This is a genomic window from Thermococcus kodakarensis KOD1 (assembly GCF_000009965.1).
Classification (GTDB): Archaea; Methanobacteriota_B; Thermococci; order Thermococcales; family Thermococcaceae; genus Thermococcus; species Thermococcus kodakarensis.
The window spans coordinates 283,402-295,086 of sequence record NC_006624.1 but is presented as its reverse complement, the minus strand read 5'-3'; the positions used below and the strand labels follow the sequence as shown (position 1 = coordinate 295,086).

Genomic DNA, 11,685 nt, shown 5'->3' with positions numbered 1-11,685 from the left:
AAACAGTTCTTAAGATTTTTGAATATTCCCCTGGAAAAATCCACTTAAAAAAAGCTAGGATTGAGGCTCGTTCCTGTATATCAGCTGGCTGTCGTCTCGCCGTACCGCCCACCTGAATTGGTCAACATTTCCCTAACGAGGTTTTCTCCAAGAAGAACGCGATAAAGGTCGCTGGCGATTTCCCGAATTGGCCCCGGGATAGCCCCCTGGCCCTCCCGGTAGTATTCAACAACCCTCTCGAGTGGGGCGCTCCAGAGCTTTCCATCGAACAGGTATACAACGCCATTCCTAACCTCAACAAGCTTGTTTTTGTATCCCAACCTGGCCACCATGGCGCCCCACCCAACTAAAGTATCCAAAAAGAGATTTTAAAATTTAACGCCACAGAAATGTTTAATAACAGAAGTGAAAGAAAAGTTCAAAGGTTTTTAACTTCCTCGTCTATTGACTCTTCCAGGGCTTTCTCCCAGTCTTCAACGTCGAACTGCTCAAGCTCGCCCTCCAGCTCCTCCTTGAGGTTGAGAACACGACGTTTGAGGGCCGTCTTCGTTTCCTCGTCGTAAACAACGTAATAGGGATTGTTCTTAGCTGAGAGGTAGAGCATTGTGAGGACTATCACTAGGATGAGGAGAATCACCAGCAGGACGTACAACACTGCCGCCGCCATTACCTCTTCCCTCCGAAGATTGCTTTGAAGACCCTCTTTATCGGGCTCTCCGGCTCGGGCGGCTGCCACTTGATTCCCGCAAGTTTGGCGGCCAGCTGCTTGATAGCTATAGCGGCGGGGCTGGTTGGGTTCTTGATGACGAGCGGGACGCCGTATGCACTTGCACGCTTGACCTCAGGGTCTTCTGGGATCATAGCCAGAACTGGAACCTCAAGGATGGCCTCAATCTCATCCTGCGTAAGTTCTGTCTTTTCATTGGTGACTCTGTTGAGGATGACACCGAGCGGGAGCGTTCCGAGCTTCTCCGCTATGAGCTTTGTCTTCAGGGAGTCAGTGATAGCTGAAATCTCAGGGTTGGTGACGACTATGAGCTCCTTTCCAATGAGGAGCGCCGTAACGGACGTCATCTCAAGGCCCGCCGGAGCGTCGATGAGAATGAAATCTGCGAGCTGGCTTATCTCCCTCATGAGCTCCCTGAGCCTCTCGGGCTTGGCCTTCTTGACCTTCTCCAGGCTGAGCCCACCTGGGATGACCTTAACTCCCGCCGGACCTTCGTATATTGCATCCTTGAGGTCTGCTTCCCTCGCAAGTACATCGTGCAGTGTAACTGGGATGTCTTCCATTCCGAGAACAAGACTTAGGTTTGCCATCGTCAGGTCTGCGTCCAGCAGAATCACTTCTTTGCCAAACTGTGCTAGGGCCACACCCAGGTTGGCGACTGTGGTGGTCTTACCGGTTCCACCCTTTCCAGATGCAAAGACTATTGATCTGCCTTCCAAACTCAGCACCCCCGATCAAAACTATGGCATCTGAATTTGATTATGCCTATCGGAACCTACATAAAAGTCTTTTTAGCCTTTGTGGTGATATCCAAAAAAATAAAATGTGTCCAAGGACACATCTAATCATTCTGATTGTTCCTCTGCTTCAAGTTTCTTCTTTACTGCTTGACCCGCTTCAGCGAAGCTCTTGAAAAGCTTGAGCATCTCCATCGGGAGCGGGAGGACGATGACGTTGCTCTTGTCGCTGGCGACGTCGCTTATGGTCTGAAGGGTTCTGAGCTGGAGCGCCATCGGGTGCTCGCTTATGATCTCCGCGGCCTCCCTGAGCTTCTCAGCAGCCTGCCTCTCCGCCTCCGCCAGGGTAATCCTAGCCCTTCTCTCACGCTCGGCCTCTGCCTGCTTGGCCATCGCCCTCTGCATACCAGCTGGGAGTTCGACGTCCTTTATCTCGACGGTAGTGACCTTTATTCCCCATGGGTCTGTTGCTTCGTCAATTATCTTCTGGAGCTCCCTGTTGAGCTTCTCCCTCTCGCTCAAGAGCTCGTCGAGATGAGCCTGACCGATGACGCTCCTCAGCGTGGTCTGGGCTATCTGGCTCGTGGCCACTATGTAGTTGGCGACCTGAGTAACAGCCTTTACAGGGTCAACGACGCGGAAGTAAACAACGGCGTTGACCTTAACTGGAACGTTGTCCTTCGTTATGGTCTCCTGAACTGGAACGTCAAGAACCCTCGTACGGAGGTCAACGATAACGGCCTTTTCGAATATCGGGATTATGAAGAACAGTCCGGGACCTCTAGCTCCAACGACCCTACCAAGCCTGAAGATCACTGCCCTTTCGTACTCCTTCACTATCTTTATGGCACTTGCCAGCAGAATCAAAACAAAAAGCAAAACGATTCCCAAGACTAAGGTGCCAAAACCTGCCATCGGATATCATACCTCCTTTTCATCGACTTTTTCAACTATGAGCGTCAGCCCGTCCATTCCAACTACCCTTACTTTTTCTCCGACCTTAATCAGACTTCCGTCTTTGGAGACGGCTTTCCAGAGCTCTCCGCGGACTTTTATGAGGCCCTCGGGATCAAGGTCTTCAACAACTTTACCAACGGCACCGATCATCTCCTCTTTACCAGTTTCTGGCCTTCTGCGGTGCGCCCGTATCACAGCGGCCATCCCGAAGAGGAAGAACAGTGCCAGCAGGACTCCTGTTACTATTATGATGACTCTCAAGGTAGAGAAAGTTTCGCTGTTAACGAGGTATACCTCCCCACCCTTTCCGAACATTATCAGACCTCCCAGTATGAAGCTGACCAGTCCGGCTATCGTGAAGAGGCCGAACGTCGGGGTCAGAGCCTCCGCTATGAAGAATATCACGCCAAGTATCATGAGCACGAGCCCAGCAGCGTCGTAGCCGAAGTAGCCCATGCCTATAACCCCAAGGACGAGCAGTATAGCTCCCAGAGTCTCCGGAACGTGCCAGCCTGGGGTGAGGAAACCGAAGACCAGCCCGAGCATCCCAACAGTTAAGAGAATGTACGCTATCCCCGGATTTGCAAGGAACGTTACTATCTGGTAGCTCAGGGATGGACTGAGCCTTTTCACCTCCACATTGGTAAAGTTGAACGTAACGTAACCCTTTCCAGCCACAGGAACTTTCGTCCTCATCCCGTTGGCCTTTTTGAGCAGATCTGGAAGGTCATTCGCGATGACCTCAATAACGTTGGCCTTCAGGGCCTCTTCTGGGGTGAGGCTGAGGTCTTCGAGGACAAACTTAACGGCCGCCGTCTCGTTTCTTCCGCTCGCCTCAGCCAGGGAGCGCATGTAGGCGGCGTAGAAGTTTCGAATCTTGTCGGGTGCTCTTACTATGCTCCCGTTGGCGGAATAGCCCAAGATCGGCTCACAGGCGCCGATGCTAGTTCCGGGAGCCATAGCTATCAGGTGGGAGGCCATCGCTATGTAGGTACCAGCAGAAGCCGCTATGGCGCCTCTTGGATATACATAGATTATAACCGGTACAGTGGAGTTCTGAATTAATGAAACTATCTCCATCATCGCGTCTCCCTGACCGCCGGGCGTGTTCAGTTCGATGATAAGCGCTTCCGCGCTGTTCTTTTCTGCAGTCCGGATATAGCTCTCAAACTGGTCGACCGTATACTGAGTGATAGTGCCCTCGATAGTTCCAACGTAGACGACTCTCTTCTCCGCGCTTACCGAAGGGAGAAGGATGAGAACAACTAGGAGTATTGTCAAGACCATCGGTCGCTTCATAGGCTTCATCAATTAGTGCTACAACTTTCATGGTTTAAACCTTTTGCTCGGACGTTGGTTAAGGGACGGGAAATGTCTATATATAACTTGGTGGTATCCTAGCCCATGCTGGGAGAGCTCGTGAAGAAGTACAAGGTTGCCCGCGGAGAGAAGAAAAGAAAGGTTGCCTGGACAATCGTAAGGGAGGCGGCACGCTTCTCAACGGTGGAACCATACTGGGAATTCATTCGCGGTGAATTCGGGGTAAATCCCAGCCACATCAAAGATGCCATGAGGTTCCTCGAAGAGATTGGAGAGCTCGAGATAAAGCGCTCCGCAGACGGAAAGAGACTGTGGGTAATGACCCTAAGGGATATAAAGAGGAACCCAGTAAAGCTCGACCGATGGCTGTCGACATCAGAAAGACCGCCCACGAAATGGTAAAGAACGGCACCTGGAAGCTCAAAGGGGATACTTTCTACCAGGCACTCCGACTGAAAAGCGGCGTAGTCGGAATTGTGGCCTACAACGGGGACTTCCTCTTTCCAGAGACATGGGGAAGGAAGGAGAAAAAAGAGGCTAGGGAAAAGCTCTCCTTCATTCTCGGCCTCGACACTGACCTCGACTCTTTCTATTCAGAGATAAGTGATTCGCCGTTCTCTTTCCTTGTGGAGGAGTTCAAAGGCTTGACCGTTCCCGCCGCACCCTCACCCTATCAAGCCCTCGTTGAGGTGATAGCACAACAGCAGGTTAACTTCGAGTTCGCTCAGAGGACGATAAGAAACCTCGTAGAAATGGCCGGAGAAAAAGCTGGGAACATATACGTCTTTCCTACGGCCGAGAAAATAGCCTCTCTATCTCCTGACGAGCTTAAAAGAGCGAAGCTCGGCTACCGCGCAGAATATATAAAACACGTTACGGAGCTTTACCTGAAGGGCGAGCTGAAGCTTGACCTGTGGGAGATGGACGAGAAAGAGGCCATAAAGTATCTTACGGCCTTCCGCGGGATAGGGAAGTGGACTGCAGAGCTCTTCCTTGCCTATGGGCTGAGGAAAAATACCTATCCAGCGGGAGATCTTGGACTGAGGAGAGGTATAGCTAAGATATTCGGGAAGAGCGTGAAAGAGGTTAAAGAGAAAGACGTCAGGGAAATCCTTGAGCCGTACGGGAAGTGGAAGGGTCTGCTGGCCTTTTACATCACCTGCTACGACAGGAAGACCGAGCTGGAGAGGAGAAGGATTAAATAGTGTTCAAAGTTACTCGTTGGTGGTGGGAGAATGCTTGTTGACATGCGGACGTTAAACACCCTAATCGGGATGAAGGGAAAGAGAAAATCCGTTCCTGGAACAGCTGAGAGGATGCTCGGCCGTCTTGAGGGTCTGTTGAAGGGGGAAGACAGCGTTTCCTTACTCAAAAGACTGCGGGAGGAGGGTTATGATTAGAGCGTTTATAGACACCAACGTTCTCCTCAATGTGTGGTTCAAGGAAATCGATCCTAGAACATCAAGACCACTCTGGAAGGCCTCACTTCGGGTTCTTAAACTCGTCGAGGAAGGTAACATTAAGGGTATAGTTTCCATCTTTACAATCATGGAGTCGGTGCACGTTTTTAGGAGGAAAGGTGCAGACCCAAAAATAGCCCAGAGCGATATTCAAGACCTTGGTCTTGAGGTGTACATCCCTGAAATTCCTGCATTGCTAGACGCCCTTACATACCAGCTTGAGCTCGGGGTTGACCCTTACGATGCCGTTGCTCTTTCCTCGGCAGTTAATTCCAACTGTGACGTTCTGATTGCCAGAGACGAAGAATTTAAAAAGAGGGGAAAGGGTGTGATCAAAATAGTGAGTCCCGAGGAATTTCTCTCTTATCTCGAGGAGCGTGGGCTTCTGTGAGTGAAGAAATAGTGATCTCCCTTCCGAAAGGAAAGTTCAAAGCCCTAAAAGGGCGAGATATAGAGGAACTTATCAGAGAAAACCTCCCGAAGGCCGAGGAAACTCTCAAGGCGGAGAGGGAAGAGCATCTGCGTGAGAAGATCAAAAAGCTCGAAGAGAAGCTGTCCGAGATAGAGGGCCAGCTGGATGAACTGAGAGAGTTCTACGAAAAGGCAAAAGCAGATAAGGAGAAGTTCCTGACCGTGAGAAACGAGCTTAGAGAGGAGAACGAGAGGCTGAGAAGGGAGCTGGAGGAAAAGAAAGTTCACAAAACGTGAACGAATCGTTCATGGAGCGTGAACGAAAAGTTCATAAATCATGAACGAGAGGCACTATCATGCACGAGCTGCTCTCAACACCCGAACGTGTGAGGATCCTCGAAGAAGTTCTGCCGAAGAGTACGGTGGGGGTAGAAGAAGTCGCGAGAAAACTCGACGTCAGCAAGGGTCTGGTCTCAAAGACCCTTCACCTTCTCGTAAAGCACGGGATCGCCGCGAAAAAAGGGAGAAAGTTCCACATCCTTGACACTCCTAAAACTCGGGAGCTTAAGAGGTTTCTGAACTTCATTGTGCTTTCGGAAAGGCTCAAAGGACTCAAAGAAGACTGGATGCTCGGTCTTGGTGTTTACGGAAGCTTTGCCTCCGGAGAGAACAGGGAAGACAGTGATATTGACGTTTGGGTGTTCGCTAGGAAGGAGGAACTATTAAAGTCCGCGAGGCTAAAGAGAAAAATCTCCGAGCTGACGGACAGAGAAGTTGATCTGATAGTTTTAACGCCGTCGAGGCTATCAAGGCTCCAAAAAGAAGACCCTATCTTTTACTATTCCCTCGTCTACGGCTCGATTGTTATATGGGGTGAGAGACTTGACAGGATTCAGTCTTTGCTTAGAGCGGGGTCTGCTGAGAAGAGTTCCGCCTTCCAGAGAGAAAGCGTTGCTGAGCATTAAGAGGGCCGAAGAGTGGCTGGAAGAGGCCAAGAGGAACAGAGAGTTCGGCTCATACAGGACTTCCCTAATGGCCTCCTACCTCGCGATGTTTCATGCTGCCAGAGCAGTGCTTTTCCGCGACGGGTGGCGGGAGAAAAGCCACTACTGCGTCGCAAGGTACCTTGAGGAGTTCTACGTTAAAACTGGAAAGCTTGAGGGGTACTGGGTAGAGCTCCTCGACAGGATGAGAGAACTCAGGCATGAAGATCAATACGACGTCTCGTACACTCCCGAGCCCGATGAAGTTAAAGATGCCCTGAAAGTCGCTGAGAAGTTTATTGAAGTCATAAAGTCTCTCATTGGTGAGGAACAATGAAGCTCATAATCAAACCCGAAAAAGGCCTAGGAAAGATAGAGGTCGAGCTTTCTGAAGAGGTTTGGAGAGAGATAGAGCAACTTAGCGAGCGCTACGGAGTCCCTCCAGAGAAGATTATCGAGATTACCCTCACCAGCGAGTTCAGGAAGCCGAGGGGAGACCTTGAAGAGCTTGAGGGAAAGGTTAAGGAACTCGAAGAAAAAGTCTGGGAGCTGGAGAAGGAGTATGCACCGCTTCGTTTCAAGGCCTACGGACTGAGCGAGGACAACAAAATCCTCGCCATTGAACTCACCGGCTTGATGGCCGAGAACAACCAGCTAAGGCGTTTTTTGAAGCTTCCACTGAGGCGAGACCTGGAGCTGAGAAAGCTTATATCCTATTATATGAGATGAAAACCTGCGGATGATGACAGCGAATTGCACCGAGCGTTTGTGATGACGAGGACTGGCCCTGACGCCGTCCCGGGCGGGCAGTGAAGAATCCAAGACGGGCTGAGCAGGGGCGATGACGTACCCTATGAGCGCCGAGCCCGTCCGGGGCGTGATTTTAAATTCATATGGGGGTGTGATAATGATAATAGCGGTAACCGGAACACCAGGTGTTGGAAAAACGACTATATCAAAGCTCTTGGCTGAGAAACTAGGCTACGAGTACGTCAACCTGAGAGACTACGCCCTTGAGAAGGGTATAGGCGAGATGAAAGAGAATGAGCTTGAAATCGACGTTGATGAACTTAGGGAGGCCTTTGGAAGGGACTTCAAGGGCAAAAACGTCGTCGCGGATGGACACCTGAGCCACTTCCTCAAGGCTGACCTTGTGATAGTCCTCAGGGCGAACCCGAAGCTGATAGCGGAAAGGCTGAAGGAGAGGGGCTACGGCAGGGAGAAGCTTGGGGAGAACGTCGAGGCCGAGCTGGTGGATGTAATCCTCGTCGAGGCGCTTGAGGAGAACGAGAACGTGATTGAGGTGGACACAACAGGAAAAACGCCAGAGGAAGTCGTCGAGGAGATACTGAACCTCATACGAAGGGGCGTTAAGAGAAGGGTTGGCATCGTGGACTGGAGCGAGGTTTACGACGAAGTTCTTCCATACCTGCGCCTTTGAGGTCTTCTCTTCCGCTTTCTCTTTGGTATCAACCTCACGGGACTTCCGCAGTCGGGGCATACCTCTCCCGGCGGCATCTCCTCGAACTTTTTCCCACAGCCGATGCAGACGTAGTTCCAGCGGATGACCTTTTTTATCCCACGCTTTAGGGTTCTGAACTCGATTCTCAGCGTTCTCGCGATGTTCTGGAGGTTGTAGTCGTCGGTGAGGAGAACTCCATCAACCTCGTAGGCCAGCGCGAGGACTTCAATGTCGGCCTCGCTCAGCTCTCCGAGCTCGCCCGTCTTCTTTGCCGCTTCCCTAACGGCTTCTATGCTCTCCCTCGACGGAAGAACCACCTTAACCTTGCCCGCGCTGATGAGCCCCTCAAGAAAGAGCCTAGACTCTGGGTCTTTGACTTCCTCAACGACACCAGGGGTGGTTAAACCTTCCACATCAGCCCCCTGGATGAAGAAGGCAGAGTCTATGACCGCTTTTTTCCTCCCTTCCTTTTCATCGTCCATGAGGAAACCTTGGAGAAAGGCTTTTTTAGATTTGCGTCGAAACGAAGTCGGTGAGGAATGTGAAGGTCGACCTCAACGCTGACCTCGGCGAGAGCTTTGGGAGGTATAGGCTCGGCCTCGACGAGGAAGTTATGAAGTACATCACCTCGGCGAACGTCGCGACGGGCTGGCATGCGGGAGACCCCCTCGTCATGAGGAAGACGGTAAAGCTCGCGAAGGAGAATGGTGTAGCCGTTGGCGCTCATCCGGGCTACCCAGACCTTCTCGGCTTCGGCAGGAGATATATGAAGCTCACTTACGATGAAGCAAGGAACTACATCCTCTACCAGGTGGGGGCGCTCTACGCCTTTGTAAGAGCAGAAGGCATAGAGCTCCAGCACGTTAAACCTCACGGTGCTCTCTACAACGCCCTCGTGAAGGAAGAAGAGCTCGCCCGCGGGGTAATCGAGGGAATAGCGGACTTCGACAAAAACCTGATCTTCGTGACCCTCTCCGGGTCGAGACCTGCGGAGATTGCTGAGGAGATGGGCGTTAAGGTTGCCCACGAGGTTTTCGCAGACAGGGCCTACAACCCTGATGGAACCCTCGTCCCGCGCTCGAAGCCCGGAGCGGTGATAGAAGACAAAGAAGAAATAGCCGAGCGCGTGATTTCGATGGTCAAGGACGGCGGCGTTAGGGCAATCAACGGTGAGTGGGTCGAGCTGAAGGTAGATACCATCTGCCTCCACGGAGACAACCCGAAAGCTGTAGAGATAGCCGCGCACATCAGGAAAGTGCTGGAGGAAGAAGGTGTTAAGATAGTGCCGATGAAGGAGATAATCCGTTAGATTTATGGATATGTAGCGAAAGTATACATGGTGAGAAAATGGGTGTCATTGAGGCTGTTTATGAAAATGGCGTGTTGAAGCCTCTGAAGAAACTGACACTTCCAGAAAAGAAAAGGGTCAAGATAATAATACTCGACGAATTCATACGGGACTTAAACGACGTATTTGGGCTGTTTGAAGAAGACATCGACCTTGAGAAGCTCCGGAAGGAGTGGGACAGGGATGTATCTAATAGACACTGACGTAATAATCGACGTTCTTCGAAAGGTCGAGGGCTCAAGGGAGTTCATCCTCGAACTGGTCAAGGAGGGGGCTTTTATTTCAACAGTAACGATTGCAGAGCTGTTTTCTGGTAGAGACACAAGAGACCCTATAAAACGTGAAAAACTCCTTCGCTTTTTGTCTCATTTTGAAGCTTTATCGGTGACAACTGAAATCGCGGTTCTAGCCGGAGAACTTAGGAGGGACTACGGACTTTCCCTCGGAGATGCGATAATAGCGGCTACTGCAACAGTTTACGGTCTCACGGTCGCTACGGGAAATGTAAAACACTTTGGTAGGATTAAAGACCTTCCAGTTTTGGTCCCACCGTACAGGAATTCCAAAGGGTGATACTGTGAATATAAAGCCCCTCGGAGACTCCGCCCTTCTCATTTCCTTCGGCGAGGTCATAGACGACGAAGTGAACGCGAGAGTCCACGCCGTTGCGAGGGCAATTGAGGGAAAAGACTTCGGGTGGCTGGTTGAAGTCGTTCCTGCTTACTCTTCTCTGGCGGTGATCTTCGACCCGCTGAAGGTTACCTTTGAGGACGTTAAGAAGGCCGTTGAGCCGTTGCTTGATGTAAGCACTGGAGCCTTCAAGGGTCGGAAAATCGAGATACCCGTCCTCTACGGCGGTGAATACGGCCCTGATATTGAGTTCGTAGCGGAATACAACGGGCTGGGCGTTGACGATGTCATCGAGATACACTCCGGAAAGACCTACCGCGTCCATTTCCTCGGCTTCCTGCCGGGATTTGCATACTTAAGTCCCGTCGATGAAAGGATAGCAACCCCAAGGCTGGAGAGACCGCGTCTAAAAGTTCCTGCAGGTTCGGTTGGGATAGCTGGAAGGCAGACCGGCATCTATCCAATCGAAAGCCCCGGCGGCTGGCGGCTCATAGGGAGGACTCCGCTGAGGCTCTTCGATCCAAGCAGAGAACCGCCGACCCTGCTCCAGCCAGGCGATGAAGTGAGGTTTGTACCAATCAGCGAGGAGGAGTTCGTGGAGCTTTACAGGGGCGAATGGAGGAGTAAGCAATGATTGAGCTCCTCAGCGTCCCATCACTCTTAACCGTTCAGGATGCGGGAAGAACTGGCTACCGAAAGCTCGGCGTTCCGGTCTCGGGCTTCATGGACGACTTCTCGGCCAGGGTAGCCAACTACCTCGTCGGAAACCCCGGCGATTTTCCGCTCCTTGAGTTCCTTCTAGCGGGGCCAAAGATGAGGTTCAACGCCTCGGTGGTTTTTGCGGTGGCTGGGGACGTTGATGTAAGGATCAACGGAACACCAATCGAACCCTGGACGAGCTACTGGGCGAAGAGGGGGGATATCCTCGAAGTTGGGACTTTGAGGAGCGGCCTCTACGGCTATATTGCCTTTGCGGGCGGAGTAAAGTGCGAGAAACTTTTGGGGAGCTGTTCGGCCTATCCAAGGGCCGGCCTCGGGAGGCCGCTTAAAGCGGGCGATAGGCTTAGTGTTGGCTACGCTCTCTTAACGGGCAGGGAAGGTTGCTCTCTGCCTCGAAAGCTGAAGCCGGACTATTCGGGCGATAGCGTGGAAATCCGGGTCGTCCTCGGCCCAGATTTGGAACACTTCACCGAGAACGGTATCGAGACCTTTCTGAGCTCTGCCTACGTAATAACGCCAGAGAGCGACAGGATGGGCTACCGGCTGGAGGGGCCGGTTATTGAGCACTCCGAAAAAGGGCCCGACATCGTTACCAGTCCTTTAGTCCCCGGAAGCATCCAGGTTCCGGGAAGCGGAAGGCCGATAGTTATGATGCGCGATGCTCAGACTACTGGCGGCTACGCGAAGATAGCGACCGTGATAACGGCCGACCTTCCGTTTCTGGCCCAGAGCAGGCCCGGTACTGAAATCATGTTCAAGAGAGTAGCTCCGGAGGAAGCACGGGAGATACTAAAAAGGCGTGAGAAAACCCTTGAAGCGATTCGGAAGTTTCTTGATGGAGAGATGAGGGCTTACTCGGTGAGGGCGCTCGGAAAAGAATTTCTCCTGTTCGCCGGGAAGATCTGAGAAGGAGTTGCTAGGGGGTGTTAA

Annotated in this window: 20 protein-coding genes; 14 read left to right on the top strand and 6 right to left on the bottom strand. The window is 51.8% G+C overall.

The genetic code is table 11. The features are described from left to right. Positions 1-80: 80 nt before the first annotated feature. The 5 genes from TK_RS01730 to TK_RS01710 all read right to left on the bottom strand — a co-directional run bounded on the left by TK_RS01730 (position 81) and on the right by TK_RS01710 (position 3,729). Entirely contained in the window at positions 81-332 is a 252-nt protein-coding gene (locus tag TK_RS01730) for a hypothetical protein (protein WP_011249306.1), read from the bottom strand. Between the two features lie 86 nt (positions 333-418). Continuing rightward, positions 419-667, bottom strand: a complete 249-nt coding sequence (locus TK_RS01725) for a hypothetical protein (RefSeq protein ID WP_011249305.1) — start codon at positions 665-667, stop codon at positions 419-421. After that, entirely contained in the window at positions 667-1,446 is a 780-nt protein-coding gene (gene minD, locus TK_RS01720) for a cell division ATPase MinD (protein WP_011249304.1), read from the bottom strand. The genes TK_RS01725 and minD overlap by 1 nt, the downstream gene beginning before the upstream one ends. Positions 1,447-1,572: 126 nt before the next feature. Next, positions 1,573-2,379, bottom strand: a complete 807-nt coding sequence (locus tag TK_RS01715) for a slipin family protein (RefSeq protein ID WP_011249303.1) — start codon at positions 2,377-2,379, stop codon at positions 1,573-1,575. Between the two features lie 6 nt (positions 2,380-2,385). Continuing rightward, a complete protein-coding gene (locus TK_RS01710; protein WP_011249302.1) occupies positions 2,386-3,729 on the bottom strand; it encodes an NfeD family protein in 1,344 nt (447 codons plus the stop codon). A 96-nt stretch (positions 3,730-3,825) separates the two neighbouring features. Between TK_RS01710 and TK_RS01705 the strand changes: the two genes are divergently transcribed. The 9 genes from TK_RS01705 (at position 3,826) to TK_RS01670 (ending at position 8,036) form a co-directional block, all read left to right on the top strand. After that, positions 3,826-4,143 (top strand): hypothetical protein, encoded by a 318-nt coding sequence (locus tag TK_RS01705; RefSeq protein WP_011249301.1) that lies wholly within the window; start codon positions 3,826-3,828, stop codon positions 4,141-4,143. Beyond that, a complete protein-coding gene (locus TK_RS01700) occupies positions 4,104-4,946 on the top strand; it encodes a DNA-3-methyladenine glycosylase family protein (RefSeq protein ID WP_011249300.1) in 843 nt (280 codons plus the stop codon). The genes TK_RS01705 and TK_RS01700 overlap by 40 nt, the downstream gene beginning before the upstream one ends. Positions 4,947-4,976: 30 nt before the next feature. Then, positions 4,977-5,141: a hypothetical protein gene (locus TK_RS12100; RefSeq protein WP_011249299.1), complete on the top strand. Its 165-nt coding sequence runs from the start codon at positions 4,977-4,979 to the stop codon at positions 5,139-5,141. Next, complete coding sequence (locus TK_RS01695; RefSeq protein ID WP_011249298.1) at positions 5,134-5,592, top strand: type II toxin-antitoxin system VapC family toxin; 459 nt, start codon at positions 5,134-5,136, stop codon at positions 5,590-5,592. Before TK_RS12100 ends, TK_RS01695 begins: the two co-directional genes overlap by 8 nt. Then, positions 5,589-5,909: a hypothetical protein gene (locus TK_RS01690; protein WP_011249297.1), complete on the top strand. Its 321-nt coding sequence runs from the start codon at positions 5,589-5,591 to the stop codon at positions 5,907-5,909. The genes TK_RS01695 and TK_RS01690 overlap by 4 nt, the downstream gene beginning before the upstream one ends. A gap of 59 nt (positions 5,910-5,968) precedes the next feature. Beyond that, positions 5,969-6,577 carry a nucleotidyltransferase domain-containing protein gene (locus TK_RS01685; RefSeq protein ID WP_011249296.1) on the top strand — a complete coding sequence of 203 codons (609 nt, stop codon included), beginning with the start codon at positions 5,969-5,971 and terminating at the stop codon, positions 6,575-6,577. Then, positions 6,564-6,932, top strand: coding sequence for a HEPN domain-containing protein (locus TK_RS01680; protein WP_011249295.1), 369 nt, complete (start codon positions 6,564-6,566; stop codon positions 6,930-6,932). Before TK_RS01685 ends, TK_RS01680 begins: the two co-directional genes overlap by 14 nt. Beyond that, the gene (locus tag TK_RS01675) at positions 6,929-7,324 is read left to right on the top strand and encodes a hypothetical protein (RefSeq protein WP_011249294.1); all 396 of its coding nucleotides are present in this window, start codon (positions 6,929-6,931) and stop codon (positions 7,322-7,324) included. The genes TK_RS01680 and TK_RS01675 overlap by 4 nt, the downstream gene beginning before the upstream one ends. Before the next feature lie 178 nt (positions 7,325-7,502). After that, complete coding sequence (locus TK_RS01670; protein WP_011249293.1) at positions 7,503-8,036, top strand: adenylate kinase family protein; 534 nt, start codon at positions 7,503-7,505, stop codon at positions 8,034-8,036. Here TK_RS01670 and TK_RS01665 read toward each other — a convergent pair. Continuing rightward, positions 8,003-8,539, bottom strand: coding sequence for a type II toxin-antitoxin system VapC family toxin (locus tag TK_RS01665; RefSeq protein WP_011249292.1), 537 nt, complete (start codon positions 8,537-8,539; stop codon positions 8,003-8,005). The genes TK_RS01670 and TK_RS01665 overlap by 34 nt on opposite strands. 59 nt (positions 8,540-8,598) lie before the next feature. On the opposite strand from TK_RS01665, the gene TK_RS01660 reads away from it, so the two are divergent. The 5 genes from TK_RS01660 to TK_RS01640 are packed head-to-tail and all read left to right on the top strand — an operon-like array spanning position 8,599 to position 11,661. Then, positions 8,599-9,366 carry a LamB/YcsF family protein gene (locus TK_RS01660; protein WP_011249291.1) on the top strand — a complete coding sequence of 256 codons (768 nt, stop codon included), beginning with the start codon at positions 8,599-8,601 and terminating at the stop codon, positions 9,364-9,366. A gap of 38 nt (positions 9,367-9,404) precedes the next feature. Next, positions 9,405-9,608: an antitoxin family protein gene (locus TK_RS01655; RefSeq protein WP_011249290.1), complete on the top strand. Its 204-nt coding sequence runs from the start codon at positions 9,405-9,407 to the stop codon at positions 9,606-9,608. Next, the gene (locus TK_RS01650) at positions 9,589-9,978 is read left to right on the top strand and encodes a type II toxin-antitoxin system VapC family toxin (protein WP_011249289.1); all 390 of its coding nucleotides are present in this window, start codon (positions 9,589-9,591) and stop codon (positions 9,976-9,978) included. The genes TK_RS01655 and TK_RS01650 overlap by 20 nt, the downstream gene beginning before the upstream one ends. 4 nt (positions 9,979-9,982) lie before the next feature. Then, positions 9,983-10,669: a 5-oxoprolinase subunit PxpB gene (gene pxpB / locus TK_RS01645; protein WP_011249288.1), complete on the top strand. Its 687-nt coding sequence runs from the start codon at positions 9,983-9,985 to the stop codon at positions 10,667-10,669. Continuing rightward, positions 10,666-11,661, top strand: a complete 996-nt coding sequence (locus tag TK_RS01640) for a biotin-dependent carboxyltransferase family protein (protein WP_011249287.1) — start codon at positions 10,666-10,668, stop codon at positions 11,659-11,661. Before pxpB ends, TK_RS01640 begins: the two co-directional genes overlap by 4 nt. The last annotated feature ends 24 nt before the right edge of the window (positions 11,662-11,685 follow it).

Excerpts from the sequence above, each read along its gene's own strand:
- TK_RS01730 (WP_011249306.1), bottom strand. The coding sequence starts at position 332 with ATGGTGGCCAGGTTGGGATACAAAAACAAGCTTGTTGAGGTTAGGAAT.
- TK_RS01725 (WP_011249305.1), bottom strand. The coding sequence starts at position 667 with ATGGCGGCGGCAGTGTTGTACGTCCTGCTGGTGATTCTCCTCATCCTA.
- TK_RS01715 (WP_011249303.1), bottom strand. The coding sequence starts at position 2,379 with ATGGCAGGTTTTGGCACCTTAGTCTTGGGAATCGTTTTGCTTTTTGTT.
- TK_RS01710 (WP_011249302.1), bottom strand. The coding sequence starts at position 3,729 with ATGAAGCCTATGAAGCGACCGATGGTCTTGACAATACTCCTAGTTGTT.
- TK_RS01705 (WP_011249301.1), top strand. The coding sequence starts at position 3,826 with ATGCTGGGAGAGCTCGTGAAGAAGTACAAGGTTGCCCGCGGAGAGAAG.
- TK_RS01700 (WP_011249300.1), top strand. The coding sequence starts at position 4,104 with ATGGCTGTCGACATCAGAAAGACCGCCCACGAAATGGTAAAGAACGGC.
- TK_RS12100 (WP_011249299.1), top strand. The coding sequence starts at position 4,977 with ATGCTTGTTGACATGCGGACGTTAAACACCCTAATCGGGATGAAGGGA.
- TK_RS01695 (WP_011249298.1), top strand. The coding sequence starts at position 5,134 with ATGATTAGAGCGTTTATAGACACCAACGTTCTCCTCAATGTGTGGTTC.
- TK_RS01685 (WP_011249296.1), top strand. The coding sequence starts at position 5,969 with ATGCACGAGCTGCTCTCAACACCCGAACGTGTGAGGATCCTCGAAGAA.
- TK_RS01675 (WP_011249294.1), top strand. The coding sequence starts at position 6,929 with ATGAAGCTCATAATCAAACCCGAAAAAGGCCTAGGAAAGATAGAGGTC.
- TK_RS01670 (WP_011249293.1), top strand. The coding sequence starts at position 7,503 with ATGATAATAGCGGTAACCGGAACACCAGGTGTTGGAAAAACGACTATA.
- TK_RS01665 (WP_011249292.1), bottom strand. The coding sequence starts at position 8,539 with ATGGACGATGAAAAGGAAGGGAGGAAAAAAGCGGTCATAGACTCTGCC.
- TK_RS01655 (WP_011249290.1), top strand. The coding sequence starts at position 9,405 with ATGGGTGTCATTGAGGCTGTTTATGAAAATGGCGTGTTGAAGCCTCTG.
- TK_RS01650 (WP_011249289.1), top strand. The coding sequence starts at position 9,589 with ATGTATCTAATAGACACTGACGTAATAATCGACGTTCTTCGAAAGGTC.
- TK_RS01640 (WP_011249287.1), top strand. The coding sequence starts at position 10,666 with ATGATTGAGCTCCTCAGCGTCCCATCACTCTTAACCGTTCAGGATGCG.